Annotated in this window: 11 protein-coding genes; all 11 read right to left on the reverse strand. The window is 38.5% G+C overall.

The window, feature by feature from the left end:
* Positions 1–47: 47 nt before the first annotated feature.
* Positions 48–719 (reverse strand): choice-of-anchor J domain-containing protein, encoded by a 672-nt coding sequence (locus tag NQ163_RS08040; protein WP_268189804.1) that lies wholly within the window; start codon positions 717–719, stop codon positions 48–50.
* Between the two features lie 11 nt (positions 720–730).
* Complete coding sequence (locus tag NQ163_RS08045) at positions 731–2,557, reverse strand: surface glycan-binding family protein (RefSeq protein WP_268189806.1); 1,827 nt, start codon at positions 2,555–2,557, stop codon at positions 731–733.
* Positions 2,558–2,970: 413 nt separating this feature from the next.
* Positions 2,971–4,500, reverse strand: coding sequence for a RagB/SusD family nutrient uptake outer membrane protein (locus tag NQ163_RS08050; protein ID WP_268189807.1), 1,530 nt, complete (start codon positions 4,498–4,500; stop codon positions 2,971–2,973).
* 94 nt (positions 4,501–4,594) lie between these two features.
* Positions 4,595–7,597: a SusC/RagA family TonB-linked outer membrane protein gene (locus NQ163_RS08055; RefSeq protein ID WP_268189809.1), complete on the reverse strand. Its 3,003-nt coding sequence runs from the start codon at positions 7,595–7,597 to the stop codon at positions 4,595–4,597.
* A gap of 740 nt (positions 7,598–8,337) precedes the next feature.
* Positions 8,338–12,369 carry a hybrid sensor histidine kinase/response regulator transcription factor gene (locus NQ163_RS08060; protein ID WP_268189810.1) on the reverse strand — a complete coding sequence of 1,344 codons (4,032 nt, stop codon included), beginning with the start codon at positions 12,367–12,369 and terminating at the stop codon, positions 8,338–8,340.
* A 293-nt stretch (positions 12,370–12,662) separates the two neighbouring features.
* The gene (locus tag NQ163_RS08065; RefSeq protein ID WP_268189811.1) at positions 12,663–13,982 is read right to left on the reverse strand and encodes an MFS transporter; all 1,320 of its coding nucleotides are present in this window, start codon (positions 13,980–13,982) and stop codon (positions 12,663–12,665) included.
* A gap of 34 nt (positions 13,983–14,016) precedes the next feature.
* Positions 14,017–14,685, reverse strand: coding sequence for a bifunctional 4-hydroxy-2-oxoglutarate aldolase/2-dehydro-3-deoxy-phosphogluconate aldolase (locus NQ163_RS08070; RefSeq protein ID WP_110360516.1), 669 nt, complete (start codon positions 14,683–14,685; stop codon positions 14,017–14,019).
* 40 nt (positions 14,686–14,725) lie between these two features.
* A complete protein-coding gene (locus NQ163_RS08075) occupies positions 14,726–15,766 on the reverse strand; it encodes a sugar kinase (protein WP_120240576.1) in 1,041 nt (346 codons plus the stop codon).
* Between the two features lie 24 nt (positions 15,767–15,790).
* Positions 15,791–17,053, reverse strand: a complete 1,263-nt coding sequence (locus tag NQ163_RS08080; protein WP_120240577.1) for a DUF4861 domain-containing protein — start codon at positions 17,051–17,053, stop codon at positions 15,791–15,793.
* A 159-nt stretch (positions 17,054–17,212) separates the two neighbouring features.
* Positions 17,213–18,004, reverse strand: a complete 792-nt coding sequence (locus NQ163_RS08085; RefSeq protein WP_268189813.1) for a gluconate 5-dehydrogenase — start codon at positions 18,002–18,004, stop codon at positions 17,213–17,215.
* A 35-nt stretch (positions 18,005–18,039) separates the two neighbouring features.
* Positions 18,040–18,882, reverse strand: a complete 843-nt coding sequence (gene kduI / locus NQ163_RS08090) for a 5-dehydro-4-deoxy-D-glucuronate isomerase (protein WP_268189814.1) — start codon at positions 18,880–18,882, stop codon at positions 18,040–18,042.
* Between the last annotated feature and the right edge of the window lie 220 nt (positions 18,883–19,102).

Below are 19,102 nucleotides of genomic sequence, written 5' to 3' on the forward strand. Positions count from 1 at the left end.
TTAATGAAGTTCATTTCTACAAATTAAGATTCTTCAATCAGCTAAATCTACTTGCGAATAGCTGTAACTTTAACATTCGACAAGAATGTTGTTCTTGTCATATTCTTCACGGATTTGCCACTATGAATGGAACGAAAAGCAATAACAACACTTTTCCCCATGTATTTTTTCAGACTAATCTTTCTTTCCACAGCCTGGTTTTGTTTGTGAATACTCTCCATCCACAACTCATCCCACTGTGCAGCTTCAACATCTCCATTGTAGTTGTCCGAAATCAACACTTTCAATTCATTGGCACTGTCAGTTCCATACTTAGAATAAGCCTCTATCACCAATTCTGCTTTCTTGCAATTGGCAAGCTCAATCTCCTCAGACACCAACCAGTCATCATTTACCGATCGGTTTGGAACCATGATTACACCACGCTTTGAGTTTCCACCTTTACCGTTCACACTCCAGTTTCCCCATCCACTTGTCCACTTTTTATTATCGGACTGAACAGGTTCTCCTTCTACACTAATGGCTGTAAAATTACCAGTTTGTGGTTCCCCCTCTACTGCTTTTAATTCTTGCCAGCCATCCTCAAAGATCGTTACTTTTCCCTTATTCTTATTCTTTGGTGCTTTATCTCCCGCCATAGCAGTCGTTCCAAAGAATAGAAGAGATACCAGCATTGCTGCTGATACCTTTCTTGTGATATTTTTATATGCTATGTTCACGTCAATCTGAATTATTTACGCAATGCTTTTACTTCGAAATTATATATGCAATGATTACGAGTTGCACTATCAATATTGATTCCTGAAGAAGCAAGAGTCTCATGGTGTAAAGCAATGGTTACTACTTTACCATCGAATTGACTTAAATCAACAATTCTTTCCTGACAGTTTCCATTTGCTAATGCCTCATAACTAATCTCTACCCAAGTTGCAGTAGTAACATCGCCAGTAAAATCTTCAGACACTTTTAATTTTAAAGTCTGTCCATCTAATCCATACTTATAATAACCTGCAAATGTTAGTTCTGAATTAAGACAATTGCTTAAATCTACATTCTCTGCCAGCAACCAATCATCATTTTCTGATTTCTTAGGAATAATAATGGCACCTCTCGAGCCAATTACTTGGTCAAGATCCAAAACAGTCCAATTACCCCATCCATAAGTCCACTTGTTATTATCTGCCTGAACAGGATCACCAACAATTGAAACGGTAGTCATATTTCCTAATCCTTTTTCACCAGCCTTAGGAGACACGTCATCCCAACCATCTTCAAATACAACTTCAAAAGTTGGAACCTGAATGGTTACAGTAATTACATCGGTAAAAGTAACCTCACCTTTAATGTTCGTAGCTTTTACAGATAAGGTATATTCACCAATAGCAAGATCATTTCCCTCAGCAAGGCTAATTACACCTGTGTTCTGATCAATTGCAAATGCTCCTTTGTCATCAACAAGCGCATAAGTAATAGGTGTTGTTCCTACCACTGTTGGTTGTACTGACTCGAATGCAAAAGATTCGTTAACCACATATGCTGACTTTGAATATTGTAGATCAGAAGGCAATACTGCTTTGATTTCTACAATCTGGAAAGAAGCTGCATTTTCAAACTCTACACTTCCGTGAGCATTAGTAGCGACAACAGTAAGATTATAGGTATTAATTTCCAATGAATGATTTTCCGGCAATGAAATTACTCCTGTATTTTCATCAATGGTAAATGATCCAAAATCGTCTTTCAATGCGAAAGTAAATGGACCTGTTCCAGCTACAGTAGGTTGAGCACTTTGCTTTGCCTGTAATTGCTGTACATCCAAATATCCCTGAGGTGAGTATACCAAATTGTATGCTTTGGTTTCAACTTTCACCATAACTACCTCTTTAAATTCAGCTACACCTGCAGCATTTGATACATTCACAGATAGCTTATAGTTTCCAGCTTCAATATCTGAATTCAAAGCCAATGAAATCTCACCGGTTTCAGCATTTATAGCAAAATCACTTTCTCCTTCTAATGAAAAAGTAGCAGGTTGGCTTCCTTTAAATAAAGGCTTGCTTGTTTTCTGTCCTTCAGCTCCACGAACAAGGGTCTGCATGTATGGTGCATACTGTAATCCCTCAATTGCACTTGGAAGAATTCTAAACTCAACAGCTTCAGGAAAAACTTGCTCACCAACTTTGTTGCTTACCTTCACATTCAGTTTGTATAAACCAGCTACCAACTCGTTATCATTAGCTAAGCTAATTACCCCGGTTGAATCCTTAATGGTAAATACATCCTCTACATAAACACCACCCTCTTCGGCAGTACCTTCCACAATTTCAAAAATTGGTTGAGAATCTGAAAAAACTACAGGTTGTGAAGTTTCCATTGCCTTTCCTTCGTATACTTCGGTAACTGAAGCATAACATAAACCACTTGGAGCCAAAACGTCTTCTGCAGATTCACTGTCATCATCGCAAGAATATGCAATTACTGAAAGCAAGGCGAATGCCACTGCCAACCATTTGGATCCAAAACGCCATTTGTTTTTACAATCGTTTGAATAATTCATTGAATTAACGTTTTGATATTAGATTAGTATTAGATTTTCAACATCGTTCCGAAAACGACTGCGTAAATGTATCTTTGCTGGTAAAGGACAATGTGACATTTTTATTCAAAACATGTCCAATATCATTCAACTACCACCTTTCAAGTACGATAATCCAACTAACCACACGTTTTTCACCCATGTATGAATAATTTTGGATGCAAAAATATCAAAGTTAAAATCTTCTCAAACTTTTTATAGACAGAGCACTATAAAAAAGAATCATTACAAGCAGGAAGGAAATGCTCTAAGCAGTTGGTTTCACCTGTTGCACGAAACCATAATCAGGAAACAAAAGAATCCCATCTCCAAACTGTATTGGAAATGGGAATAGAAAATAAAAAGTCGGCACTTAGCGCACCGACTTTCTTATATTATAAATCAGGATTAATCAGAATATCCCTTGCCGGAATCGGGAACAGGTATTTATCCTCTGTAATGGTTGACGGATCAAAATCACTGCGCTCATCGGCATGATTCATATTTGCCTCTTTAACCATTTTACGGCGAACCAAATCGTGCCAACGCTTCATTTCGAATGCAAACTCCCAGGCACGTTCCTGAAGTACCACTGCATCGAACTCTTCTTTGCCAGCACCGGCAGCTAGCTTTTGACTTTCTACTTCACTTCCCAGGTAAGCACGATCCTGAACCTCCCACAAAGCTGCATAGGCTTCAGCCGATGGAGATCCTTCTGCCAGGTTGGCTGCTTCAGCATAAATTAATAATACATCAGCATAACGGAAAATCGGGAATAAACAGTTCGAAGTAGCTTCTTTCCAGGTAGCACCACCAATATCTCTGAATTTAGCAATGAAAGGGTGTGCTTCCACAGAGTTCTCCCACGAGAACCATTTAGACTCAGGCATCAGGTTCCCCTTCTTGTCATATTTAATGGTTTCATAAATGGTCCATTCCTTACGGTTATCATTAGGATAGTTACGAGCAAACTCTTTTTCTACAAGAACTTCTCTCCAACCGCCTTCATCCTTACCACGGAAAGCCTTGTTTCCAAAACTACCATAGTTTCGATTTGAAGCAAAATCAGTATAAAACGCAAAAATGTGTTCACTTTCAGAAAGTCGATCTTCATAAGTCCAAAGGGTAGAAAAATCATTTTCCAATTGGTAATTTCCTGCGTCAATCACCTCTTTTGCCTTATCGGCAGCCTTCTGGTAGTATTCGGCACCTTTCTCCAACGGCCAACCTGCCATGTGAAGATATACATAGGAAATCAGAGTCTTTACAGCTCCCAAGGTAGGACGTCCTTTTTCAGCCTGCGTTGCTGGCAATGTCTTTTCTGCTTCCAAAGCATCAGCCAAAATAAACTCATACACCTCTTCAACAGACGATTTTGTTACATTTTGTGCATCGCCGCCATTCATTAACTCTTTTACAATTGGCACTTCACCCCAGTAACGCACCAGGTTGAAATAGGCAAAAGCTCTCATAAATCGAACTTCGGCAATACGATCCTCTTTTAACTCATCTGACATTGGAATCTCCTGAATTCTATCCAGATTATTCAGTACATTGTTGGCAGCACCAATTCCTCGGTACAAAGCCTTCCAAACCATTTCCAGGTCATTGTTCTCGGTAGAAACTTCGAAATCATCGAATTCAAGCAGTCTTTGCTTGTTCAAGCCTCGCGTTGAAGTAATATCATCAGCACCACAATTCAATCCCCAGCCTCTTCCACTTAAACCACTCAAGCGACTGTTATCCTTATAGATGTAGGTGTAAATAGGGTAAATTGCAGCATCTAGTTCCTGCTGTGTGGAAAAATAGTTGTCCGGACTTAAAAGGTATGCATCCTCTTCCTCCAGAAAATTACAGCCCCCCAACAGGCCCAAGCTAATTACCAAGCCAAAGCCAATATTTAATTTATTTATAAATTTTTTCATTTGATTATCATTTATCTTCAATTGCCAAATGGAAGCCTAAAGGAAAATTGAGCAAGCATTTTCCATATTCAACTCCATAGCTTCTGAGTTTTATTTAAAAAGTAAGGTTAATACCAAAATTAAACACTTTAGCCAAAGGATATGGAGCACGGTCAAAACCTACAAGGTAGTCAGCATTATTTGCCCCTCCAGGGTTATTCACTTCAGGATCGTAACCTCTGTAATCGGTAGATGTCCATAAATTCTGTCCACTTACAAACACACGCATCTTTTCAATGTTATAACGCTTTAGTACCGATTTACTAAATGTATAACCCAATGAAATATTGCTTAAACGGATATAAGATCCATCCTCTACAGTTGCAGATGAATTATCCAGATAAGAAGTTTTATAAGTCGTGCTAAATGCAGGAATTGAATTGCTTGGATTTTCAGGAGTCCAACGGTTCTGAATATCAACGTTTGTAGGGTCCTGATTTCCCCAACCCATTGAACGGCTATACACTTCATTCTTGATATCATTTCCAAATGTACCTGTAAACAAGATATCCATATCGAAATTTTTATAGGTGAATGAGTTTGACCAGCCCATATTCCATTTTGGATATCCATAACCAATTATCGTGCGGTCGTCAGCAGTGATAGACTTGTCATTATTCACATCAACAAATCTTGCATCACCAGGCTTGTTACCATATACCGCTGCCTTATCGGCTTGATCTTGCTGCCATACACCGTCAAATTTATATCCATAAATCAAACCTAACGACTTTCCTTTCTGAATCAATGCAAGTGCATTATTCTCACCCATGATGATCTTTTCAGAATCTCCCAAATCCATCACTTTGTTTCGGTTGATACTCACAGTAACATTACTGCTCCATTTCAACTCGCCAAACGAATGGTTGGTTCCCAGGTCAAATTCAATACCCTTATTCTCAACCTCTCCCAGGTTCTTGAATTCCGATTTGAACCCTGTATAGTAAGGAACAGCCACTTCCAACAACAAATCTTTTGTTTTCTTATAGTAGTAATCAGCAGTTAATGACAATTTTCCGTTGAATAATACAAGGTCGAAACCAAAGTCTACCTGAGCGGTTTTCTCCCAAGATAGGAATGGATTATTTGAACGAGCAGGAGCAATTCCTACACTAACTCCAGAACCATCAATAGGATAATTTACACCAGTGCTCATTAAACCTTTAGACTGATATGGAGCAGTAGCCTGAGAACCTGTAACACCAAAGCTGGAACGCAATTTCAGGTTATCAAGGAAATCCAAATCTTTCATAAATGATTCCTCAGACAGACGCCATGCGAAAGATCCACTTGGGAAATATCCCCATTTGTGATTGTCAGCAAACTTCGACGAACCATCAGCTCTCATGGCAAGAGTCACCAAATACTTGTTGTTGAATACATAGTTTAAACGTCCTAAAAATGACATTAACTGCCAATCAACAAAAGAAGAAGATGGCGACAATGGCTCTTTACCCAAAGACACATCATAGAATCCATTTTCAACATCAAAATTTTTCACTGCCAAAGCTGAAGCTTGTGTCTTCGAACCAGTTTGCTCATTCACAAAAGTAAAGTTGATTTTATGTTTTCCAACTTGATTCTTATAGGTTAAGATATTGGTATTCTGCCAAACAAATTCCTTACGGTTATTAATATTGGCTCTACCATTGTCTCCTTCACCAGCGTAAAGATTCACACTTGAATACATATTAGAAACGTAATCTCTGGTGCTATAACCTCCAGATACTCTCACATTCCATTTATCATTGATTTGATAATCGAAATATGCATTGATATTTTGCTTCACGTTATCGATGTAATGGTTTTGCTCCTTATAGTCTGCTACCGGATTCGATACCGTTGCAAAAGATGAACGTGTATAATTTCCCTCCTCGTCGTAAATAGGAAGAGTAGGCTCCATGGTAATGGCATCATTAGAGATAGATCCGTTTGGCCAGCTCAACTTGTGAGGTCTGTCCTTACTAAGGATTCCATTGATACGAACCCCCATCTTCAACTTCTCAGAAAGATCTACATCAACATTAGCACGATAGCTAAATCTCTCATAGTTTGAATTTTTAAGAATCCCTTCCTGATTCAAATACTGACCAGAAAACAAGAAATTGAATCCATTCTTTTTCCCACTTACCGATAAATCATGATTGTGAGTCAAAGCTGTACGATACACCTCATCTTGCCAGTCTGTACCACCATTTCTTTTGAAATTCTCAATCTGCTCAGCAGAATACTCTTCAGCACCTCCTGTTTGAACACGTTTTTGGTTGATTACCTCAGCATAAGAAGCCGCATCTAACAGGTCCATTTTATTTGCTAATTGCTGAACTCCCATGTAACCATTGTAGCTCACCTGCATTTTTCCATCTTTTCCCCCTTTTGTGGTTACAAGAATTACCCCATTGGCGCCTCTGGAACCATAAATTGCAGTTGCCGATGCATCTTTCAACACTTCCAAAGATTCAATATCATTCGGATTCAAATCAGAAAGAGATTGACCAATAAAACCATCCACAATTACCAAAGGAGCATTGCTACCATTGATAGAATTTGTTCCACGAATTCTAATTTTAATATCTCCCCCTGGAGCGCCACTGTTCGACTGAACAGAAACCCCTGATAATTTCCCTTGCAGCGCCTGACTTACATTTGGTGTTTGGATGTCCACAATCGATTCCGCTGAAACACGAGAAGTAGCCCCAGTCAGGTCACTTTTGCGCATGGTTCCATATCCAATGGCAACCACTTCATCCAATCCCACATTATCAGCCTGCAACTCAACATTAATGCTTTGCTGAGTTCCTACTTTAACCTCCTGTGTTTTCATCCCAACAAAAGAGAAAATCAAAATATCCTCAGCAGTAGGGACAGTCAATACATACTTTCCATCTAAATTGGTGGTAGTACCAATAGAAGTTCCTTTCACAATAACGGAAGCTCCTGGTACTCCTAATCCATCTTCAGCCAATGTAACAATTCCGGAAACGGATCGTTCTTGTGCTTGTAGAAATTGTACCCCTACAATAAAGAGGCATACAAACAGTCCAATAGTTTTTTTCATTAGATCATAAATTGTTTAGAGCGGTAGATGGCATCCAAATCATCAATACATAATTTGAATACTTCTCTAACCAGGTTTAGTAAAAGCAAGTCATCACAAATATTCTACTCCCAAAGACAGTTTTTGAAACCATCAAATCGTTTCCGTCTGCTTAATTTCAGAATATTTGTATAACTTATAGTTTCGCAAACGAATGCATAAATGTATGATCAGTACAAAATGAGCCTTTATAATTTTGTTCAAAACATTTCCAAAATCATTCGAGAAGCAAAAACAAACCGTTTATAGCCTGATTATTGGATAATTTGAGCATATGGTTGGATAATAATGGATGTGGTTTTTCACATAAAAAACAACAATCCTCTTTTAAGATAAACAGCTATTAAAATTATGTTGGTGCTGAAAGCAAGCCTGAACATCGTCTGAAATAACCAAACAAAACTTCAGAAAAAGAAAAACCGCATTTTTAAAGGCTTGGCAATTACTTCTATTCAAATTACAGCGTCTCCAAGCGAATTTGGCGATCACTTTATGCGCATAAGATGTTGTTCACCAAATTACCATTAACTACTTCCCTGCCGTTCTGTTAGGCTTTTTTTGAAATTAAATTTCAATTCCTGATGATAAACTGAGTCGGATGAAAACCAGATGTTATACTAAAAGGAAATCCTATTCACCTGTAAAAAGAAAACCCCGTACTCTACAAGAGTGCGGGATTTTCCTTGAATATCTATTTCAATCTAATCATTTTCTACCTTAGGATCTTCTCCCTTGGCATACCTCGATGGAGAAATCTTAAAATGATCGCTAAAGCATTTGCTAAAATATCGGGGCGTTGTAAAACCTACCGAATAGGCAACCTCAGAAACACTCACGCCCATTTCCGATCGGAGCATTACAGCGGCCTTTTTCAATCGACTACTCAATATGAATTCATTCGGAGTTTGCCCTGTAATTCCTTTTATTTTGGCATATAAACTTGTACGGCCCAGGCACATTTCCTGTGCAAACTGGTTGACATCAAACTTAGAGTTATCGAGATTCTCTTCAATCACCTTCATGGCCTTCTCCAAAAGCTCAGCATCCAATGAATTGGAAGTAATGTTTCTCACCCCAATACCTGGATTTGTTCTGAACTTATCTTGCAGCAAGGCTCTTGATTTGATTAGGTTTTTACATCTCGCCTGAAGCAGTTTCATATTGAAAGGCTTGGTAATGTAATCATCGGCACCAATCTCCATTCCTTCAATTTTATATTCCAAGGCATCTTTAGCAGTTAAAAGGATGATTGGAATATGACTTGTATTCAAATCCGTCTTTAATTTTTCGCACATCTCAGTACCCGTTAATACAGGCATCATCACATCACTAATAATTAGGTCGGGCTGTATTTCAATGGCTTTCTCCAAGCCTTTCTGTCCGTTTTCAACCCCAATTACCGTGTAATGTTCGGCAAAGGAAGAGCACAACATATCGCGCACTTCAAAATTATCTTCCACGATTAACAAAGTCGGATTTGTTGATAAGCCAGTTGTTTCAGGCAATTTACTGTCTGATTCCTCCATCTGATCGGCAAGTATTTTTGTATTGGAACTAAGTTCAAATTCGAACTCTTCGTCCCAAATAACATTTTCGTCATCGAAATGCTCTTTCCCCTTAGGCAAGTAGACTTCGAAACAAGAACCCTCGTCGGCTTTGCTATCAACCTTTATTTCGCCTCCATGAAGATCTACAATCCCTTTTGTTAGCGCCAATCCGATTCCTGATCCCAGGTGTTGATGTTTTTGCTGGCTCAAATGGTCAACCTGGTAGAATCGATCAAAAATCTTATCCAAATATTCCTCAGGCATTCCTTTTCCAGAGTCCATTACTTTCACAACCACCTGCTTTTCCAGGTTATCCAGCAACAGGTATACAGAGCCTCCATCGTCGGTAAATTTAAAGGCATTGGATAGCAAGTTAAACAGTACTTTTTCCAACTGCCTTGCATCGAACCACAATGGAATACTTTGCTGATGACATACCAATTTAAAACTAATATCTCTTCGTTGTGCATACTCTTTAAAAGAGTCATATATACTATTGGTAAATTCTACGAAATCATGCTCATTTACTCTTAATTTCACATAGCCAAGCTCCTGTTTTCTGAACTCCAACAGCTCATCAACCAAGTTCTTCAATCGATAGGAATTCTTAAATGCGACCAAAATTTTGTTGTAGATTTTGGGAGCGACACCAGATTCATCCAACAGCCCTTCCAATTGCCCGAGGATCAATGTAAGGGGCGTTCTAAACTCGTGAGATATATTGGTAAAGAATCTCAATTTTGATTGATTCAACTCTCTGATTCTTTCCTTATCAACCTGCTCCTTTTTCAAATTCTCCTCCAAAATGGCTTTTGAAATTAATACTCGGTTGATGTAGATTAAAATACTGGCAACAAATGCCAAATACAGCAAGTAAGCCCACCAGGTATTGTAAAAAGGAGGATCAATTTTAATATCCATTTGTGCCATTGGCCCGTGTGTACCATCTCGATACACCTCTCTCACCATAAAGGTATAGTCTCTGGGAGGCAAATTGGTATAACTTACAGTTCTTCGGTATCCCGCATCTACCCAGTTTTCATCAAAACCTTCCATTAAATACTGGTACTGCGATTTGTTTGCCTTTAAGTAGTTGAATGAAGTAAAATCGAAAGAGATTACGCTATGTCTGTGATTTAGGTTGATTTTCTCAGTAAAAGGCAATGTTTTGCTTAAAATCTCACTCTCATCGCCCACACGTACCACTTTGTTGTTTACTTTCAAGGAAGTAAAATAGAGAGGATGGCTAATGCTTTGATTTTGCAATTCCTTTTCCCAAAAGGAAACCATACCATGAATTCCGCCAACAAAGACTTCTCCATCTGAAGTAATATACAATCCTCTTTCGTTGATTTCACCAAGCGGGAAACCACTTTCGTAGTCGTAAGCTCTGAATACTTCCTCTTCAACGTCGAACTTACTAATCCCTTTACTGGTAGCAACCCAAAGAAATCCGTATCTCGATTCTGTAATCCCATAAATAAAATCAGACGGCAAGTCATAATTCTTGCTAGAGTATACTTTGAAACTATCATCTTCGGGCAGATAACGATTCAAGCCTCCACCAGAGGTAGCAATCCAAATTCGTCGCATATGATCCTGGTAGATCTGATAAACGAAATCACTACTTATATTGGCATGCTGACTATCTCTTCTGTAATTCTTAAGATCTCCTGACTTTACATCAAAAACACTTAAACCTTTTGTTTCTGAACCAATCCATAATCTGTCATTCTTATCGAGTAGCAAAGCAAGGATTTTTTGCCCTACCAGCTGCCTTTGTTCCTCGTCTTCGAAGAAATCAGTAAACCTTTCCGTTATGGGATCGAACAATACCACTCCTTGGTTGGTTCCAAGTATTAGTTTCTTTTTATAAGGGATAATAGCTGAAATGATGTTACTAGGGATGGAATATGACTGCTGATCATTTTTTAAATACTTTTTTATTCGGCCGGTTTTAATATCCAGAACATTAAGACCTCCCATATGCGTTCCTATCCACAAGCTATTGTCATTATCTAAATATAAACTTTTGGCATTGTTGTTTGATAAACTTTTAACACCTTCCCCTTTGGTGATATAGGTAAAACGTTTTTCCTTTCTATCGTAGAAGTTCACACCTCCCCCTTCTGTTGCAATCCACAGATTCTTGTCATCGTCCTCTAACATCGATCCCACAACACGGTAATTGATAGACTTGTTATACTCGGGATCAGCAACAAAATATCTGAATATATTGGTTTTAGGATTATAGATATTCACCCCACCAAAATAGGTTCCAATCCAAATACTCCCCTCATGGTCGCGAAACATGGTATAGATTGAATTATGACTAAGGGCATTGGGGTTTTTATCAGACTGGTAATAATTAGAGAACTTCTGACTTTTTGTGTCCAAAACACTAACGCCAAGGAAAGTTCCAATCCAGATTCTCCCTTCCCGATCTTCTGAAATATCACGAACTACATTGTGAGCTAAGCCTGTATTTTGAGTATGGTGTTGTAATACCTTTTCTTTATAGATTTCATATACCCCATTGTTCTTTGTTCCTACCCAAATGGTATCTGTTTTACTTTTATAAATACAGGAAACTTCATCTTTTAATATGGTCTTAAGGCTCCCATTGTTCACTTGATTAATCAAGAGTCCTTTGTCCTTCATTCCCAAAAAAAGATCTCCATTATCGTCCTCGTAAATCTCAACTACACTGTTCTCTTCTGTATGTATATCCTTAACAGGAGTAAATTCAGATTTTGTTTCATCTAATCGAAACAATCCGATATCAGTTCCCACCCAAATGTCTTTTTTACCAATGTAAAAGCAATTTACATCCTCATGAGGGTAGTTAATCAACTCGTCAGTCTCAATGTTATAAGTCGATAAACCTTCCTCTGTTAAGATCCAAATTCGATTTCTGGAATCAAATTGCAGATCCCGGATATTATTCCCCAAAATACTATTGGGATTCTCCCTCTCATGACGAAACACATCTATTTCGTAACCATTATACCTGTTCAATCCATCACGTGTCCCAATCCACATGGTACCCAGATGATCCTGCTCAAGTGCAGTTACAGATATTTGGGACAAACCATCTTTCAAATCAATATGATCGAAATAGATATCCTGAGCCTGACAAATCAAGATCTCCAGCAAAAAAACGAATAGAAGAAAGGTTTTTTTCATAGGTTACAGGTGTTTTTTGACAACAAGATTGAGTCTTTCTTGTTGCAACAAATTAAATCATTTCCTAGCGCATTCAAAAATTAAATAGACCGGTATACTTATCTGATATACTGCTATTAAACATTACCACCAACAATTCTCACTTTATCTATTTAACAGTCTCAAGTTTTACTTGATAAATTCTATTAAATAGATCTAAAAAAAAGGCAAAGTCGATTCCAATGAATGCAACTTTGCCTTTAACCAAACAGATTAACAATTATTCAATCGTCAATTATAAAATTATTGTGAAGTTATTCGCTAAGTTGCAAATCCTCGTTCAATGGCTTCAATTTAGGTAACATTAAATGTATGATTCCTAGGATTACAAGGTATAGTAAACCTGCAACCAGGAACATCCAGAAATAGAATGAGTTTCCTGAAGAATCCAATCCAGTACCTAAAGCAAAGTCAACCAACATACCTGCAATGGCACCAACCATTCCACCTATACCGACTACAGAAGCTACCGCTTTTTTAGGCATTACGTCTGACACAAGGGTAAACAAGTTTGCCGACCATGCCTGGTGACCTCCAGAAGCCAAGGCGATTAAACTTACTGCAATCCAAACATTGTTCGTTAAAGCAGCAAAGGCAACTGGAGCAATACACAAAGCACAAATCAATAAAGAAACCTTACGTGCTGCGTTCAAATTCCATCCTCGATTGATAAAGAACTTGGACAAGTATCCACCACCGATACTACCAAAATCAGCTACCAAATAAATAACTACTAAAGCTCCACCTAATTCTTTAATGCTATCCAATCCAAATTTTTGTTTGAAGAAAATTCCACTCCAAAACATAAAGAAGAACCAAACTGCATCGGTAATTTTACCTATAGCAAAAGCCCATGTTTGTCTTAGTGGCAATACACGAGACCATGATAATTTCTCAGCCTCTTTTTCAACATCTTTGGTTTCGTTATCTTGTAAAATATACTCTAACTCCTCTTTTGATACTTTTGGATGCTCTTCAGGTTTCTTATAAGTTCTCAACCATAGCGTAACCCAGATAGCACTAAATGCACCAGTCACTAAAAAGGCAAACTGCCAGTTGTCACCGTTAGAAGCAACTACTAAAGGAATAATAGCAGGAGCCAATACTGCTCCTACATTAGAACCTGCATTAAAAATACCTGTAGCAAAAGCACGGTCTTTCTTTGGGAACCACTCAGCAACCGTCTTCACCGCTGCAGGAAAGTTACCAGCTTCACCGATACCTAAACCAAATCTGGCACCAATAAAGCCAACCAATGCAAATGCAGGACGCACTGCTGCATGAAGCATACCAAATATACTCCAGATGGCAATAGATAATGTATATCCAATCTTGGTTCCAAATCGGTCGATTACACCACCCATTGATACCATACCAATTGCATAAGCAGCCTTGAATGCCATATTGATGTACCCATAATCGGCGTTACTCCAATTGAATTTCTCCATTAAAGTAGGGCCTAATACTCCCATAATACTGCGATCCATATAGTTAATGGTTGTTGCAGCAAAGAGTAAGGCAAGAATTCTATATCTGTAATTTCCTGCCGGCTTTTCTAAACCTGTTCCACTCATATTAATTTCTTTTAACGAGGTTATTCTCCTCAGGTTATCTCAATTTCTTAATAATTTCGAATGCTTTGGCTGTAGCCTTTTCAATTGCTTCGTAATCGAACGAACCATCTGCTTTTTTAATCATCAGCTGTGATCCCATTCCTACGCAATGAACTCCTGCATCAAACCAGGCTTTCAAATTCTCCTCATCAGGCTTCACACCTCCTGTTGGCATAATTGATGACCATGGGAAAGGACCTTTAACAGCCTTAACGAATTCCGGTCCACCAACCTGAGCACCAGGGAAAATTTTCACTACTTCAGCTCCCAGCTCTTCTGCATATGAAATTTCAGTAAGGGAACCACAACCAGGAGACCAGGCAACCTTTCTGCGATTACATACTTTTGCCATTTCTGCATTCAGAATTGGAGAAACTACAAAGTTAGCTCCCAACTGAATGTACAATGAAGTTGTTCCTGCATCAATAACAGAACCAACACCCATCATCATTTCAGGACATTCTTTAGCTGCCCATTTATTTAGCTCTGCAAAAATTTCATGAGCGTAATCACCACGATTCACGAACTCAAATAATCTTGCACCACCATTGTAGCAGGCCTTAACCACCTGCTTACACACTTCTATATCTTTGTGAAAGAAAACAGGAATCATTCCTGTCTCTTTCATCTTTAAAGCAACTTCTATTCTAGTAAACCTTGCCATTCCAATCAATTAGTAATTAATAATGAACAATTAATAATAGCTAGCGAGCTACACGTCCTGAAGCATCACCGTCCATTAGTTTCTCAACTTCTTCAACAGTTACCTGGTTGTAATCACCATAGATGGTATGTTTCAAACAAGAAGCTGCTACAGCAAAATTCAAGGCTTTCTGATCATCATTTGGCCATGTAAGCAATCCGTAAATCAATCCACCCATGAATGAATCACCACCACCAACACGGTCTACAATGTGTGTAATCTGGTAAGTATTGTTGGCTTTGAACAATTCCTTTCCATCATACAAAACTCCCGACCATGAGTTATGGTTTGCATTGATTGATCCACGTAAAGTTGTAATTACCTTTTTACAACGAGGGAATTGCTTCATGATTTGCTGAGAAACAGAAAGGTAAGCATCAGCTTCTACGTGACCTCCTGTTACATCAACACCTTCTGGGTGTATTCCCAACACCATGGCTGCATCTTCTTCGTTACCCAGAACAACATCGGTACCAGCAACCAGCTCAGGCATTACTTCACCAGCTGATTTACCATACTTCCAAAGATTCTTACGATAATTCAAATCACAAGAAACGGTAATTCCTCTTTCGTTTGCGGCTTTAATCGCCTCCAAACAAACATCAGCTGCGCCTTGCGAAATTGCAGGAGTAATACCTGTCCAGTGAAACCAACTTACCCCTTCAAATACTTTCCCCCAATCGATCATTCCTTTCTCGATTTGAGAAATTGCAGAGTGTGCGCGATCGTAAACCACTTTACTACCGCGGCTTACAGCTCCGGTTTCCAAAAAGTAGATTCCCAAACGATCACCACCATAAATGATATCATCAGTGTTTACACCATATTTTTTCAAATCCATTTCACAAGCACGTGCAATGTCGTTCTTTGGTAAACGAGTCACAAAGCTCGATTCAATACCATAGTTTGCCAAAGAAACAGCCACGTTCGCTTCACCTCCACCATATGTAGCAGTAAACGATGATGCCTGTGAAAATCTTTCATATCCCGGTGTTGCCAATCGCAACATGATCTCTCCAAAAGTAATTACCTTATTACTCATCTCTATCTATCTTTTCCTTATTATCTATTTTACACTTACCACAATTGGTGAACTCAACTCTTCAGCTTGCTTCGCCATAAGGCTTTTGAAACTTTCCTTTTTTGCCCAGTTTGCATTTTCTTTTTCCCACACTGCAAAAAAGTAATGTGTAGCTGCTTTATTATTCGAAATCTTCTGAGTTACGAAGTGAGTTTCTCCAACTGGTTGATTCCATCGGCTGCCTTTTATTACCTCTTTTGGCAATAAAGGAGCATCCCCTGTTCTTACTTTCTTAGCAGATTTCACAAGAATTCCCAATCCAAGGAAATCCTCATTCATTGATTGTTTATCGTGAGTAGCAACACCTGTGAATTCTTTGTTCGCTTCAAATTCAAATGGCTTTTCCTCTTTCAAATAACTGGTAACAATACCTGTTGCCAATTCAGCTTCATCGTCAAGACCTTCAACTGTAACATCACTTTGGAACCAATATTTTCCAGCCCAAATAGAGATTCTTTCGGTAGCACTTAACATCTTACCATCAACATTCCAACCTGATAATTTCAAATCAAAAATAGAACGCACAGGACCTCGTGATACAAGCTGAAATTCGAAACGCTCAACGCTTCCCAATCGATAAAGAGAATCTTTGTGAAACATTGCTAAACCGCCAGCTCCCAACGAAGGACCAACGTGCAATACATCCATTCCCCAATCTGATAATTTGTGGTAAGAACCACTTGTTTTGGTTCCAATTTTATTCATCACCATTTCAGAAGACAGCTTACCGAATAAATCTTTTGCATTACGACAGTCGAAGTAGTTACGGAATCCCATAATGTCATTTTCCCAGCTTACACTTTCCGCCTGATATTTTACAGGAACACCAGTATATCCTTTTGGAGAAACTGCCTGATCAACACCTTCAAATCCTTCTTCAATACTACCTTCACCCAAACGAACATTGGTACGGATGGTATATTGTGGAACTTCATTTAATGAAACCAATTTTACTTGAGGACGTTTGGTTTCATTTGAGGCAAAATTGCTAACAAATACCAACTCATCCCAATTTCCATCACGGTCCAAATCATCAACCTGTGATGGTATATATTTGCCATCGGCTCCTAATACAACAGGAACCTTATCGGCAGGAATTTCACCTACTAATTTCTTTACATCTGCCCTGCTGATTACAACAGGTGCATCCGTTCTATTTTCAAGCAATTCATTTTTCAACTCTAAGGACGGAGTTGTACAGGACTGAAAAACAAAAGCCAAGGCAGCAACAACAAAATATCTTTTCATGGTCTTTTCTATCAAAAGTGCTTATTTAACTAGCTCTATAAAAGAGAATTTATAGCCAATTGGTAAACTAAAAAAGGAAAGGAAGAGTTATGGGTTCACTCCCCAGCAACGCCATTATAGATTCATTCTTCCTTTCCGTATTGTACACAACTTTACTAACTATTCTTCGTTCGAAGGTTTTCCAATGGTAGCAAGAATACCACCATCAACATACACCACATGTCCATTAACAAAGTCTGATGCTTTTGAAGCAAGGAATACCGCTGTACCACCTAAATCTTCCGGATCGCCCCAGCGAGCTGCCGGCGTGCGGTTAATGATAAATTCGTTAAATGGGTGACCATCTACACGAATTGGTGCTGTTTGAGAAGTAGCAAAATAACCAGGACCAATTCCATTGGTTTGGATTCCGTATTTCGCCCATTCTGTTGCCATATTTCTGGTCAACATTTTCAATCCACCTTTTGCCGATGCATAAGCACAAACATCATTACGTCCAAGTTCACTCATCATTGAGCAAATGTTAATGATTTTACCTTCACGACGCTCAATCATTCTACGACCAACGTATTTACCCATAATGAAAGGCCCTACCAAGTCAATATCAATTACCTGACGGTAATCTTTTACTTCCATATCCTGCATAGGAACACGCTTGATGATACCAGCATTATTTACAAGGATTCCAATAGGACCAACCTCATCTTCGATTTGTGCAACACCAGCTTTTACTGCATCTTCATCAGTAACATCGAAAATATAACCATGCATTTCGATGCCTTTTTCAGCGTAAGCTGCTTTACCTCTTTCCAAAGCATCTGGCGAAATATCATTTACAACAATTTTCGCACCTGCTTCTGCTAAAGCGGTTGCAATGGCCATACCAATACCATGAGTAGCACCAGTAACCAATGCAACCTTCCCTTCTAACCTAAATAAATCTAAAATCATAACAACTACTATATAATTAATAACACAACAACTTCTTAGCGCAATTCATCTGGTTGACAGATATCCATATCACCATAGTCAAGGTTTTCACCACCCATACCCCAGATGAAAGTATAATTACTTGTACCGGCAGCCGAGTGAATTGACCATGTTGGAGAGAAAACAGCTTCTTCGTTCCCCATCCACAAGTGACGAGTTTCTTTTGGCTCTCCCATAAAGTGACAGATTGCCTGACCTTTTGGTACTTCGAAATAGAAGTAAGCTTCCATTCTTCTGCTATGCGTATGAGCTGGCATGGTATTCCATACACTACCTGGGTGCAACTCGGTCATCCCCATTTGCAATTGATTGGTTTTAATGGTATCCGAAACAATCAACTTGTTCAAAGTTCTTCTGTTCGAATTTTCCGGCTCACCCAATTCAATGATAATTGCATCTTCACGTCCAATTTTCACTGTTGGAAATACTTCGTGAGCTGGAGCTGAGTTCATGTAGAAATGAGCAGGTGCTTCAGCATTTTCACTGCTGAATAAGATTTCCTTCTTTCCTTTTCCTACATACAAAGCTTCTTTATAGTCTAGCTCGTACACTTCACCATCAACCGATACAGTTCCTTTTCCACCTACATTAACAATTCCAAGCTCTCTTCTTTCCAAGAAATACTCCGCCTTTAATGGATCAATGCTTTCTAACTTTAAGGTTTCATTTACAGGCACTGCACCACCAACAATCAAACGATCGTATTGTGAGTAAGTTAGATTCACATTACCTTCTTCCATGATATTCTGCACCAAATACTCATCTCTTAATCGATTGGTATCGTAGTTTTTAGCATCCGCTGGATGGGTAGCATATCTTTCTTCGTATTTCAATCCCATTGCTAACTATTTTTATAATTTGAAAAATTTTAATCGAGTAATGTAACCTGTTTTATCACCTCTCGATGGATACAAAGAAAGAAAATGCAATTGAATTGTGCAATCGATTGTCTTATTATTCTTCATTTTTACTTTTTTTAATCGATATTGAAATACATTCAAAAAGCAACAAACATCTGCTTTTTAAAGCTTTTAGATAGTGTAATATTTTTTTTAATTT

It is taken from the genome of Marinifilum sp. D737 (assembly GCF_026672275.1).
In the GTDB taxonomy this organism is placed as follows: Bacteria; Bacteroidota; Bacteroidia; order Bacteroidales; family Marinifilaceae; genus Marinifilum.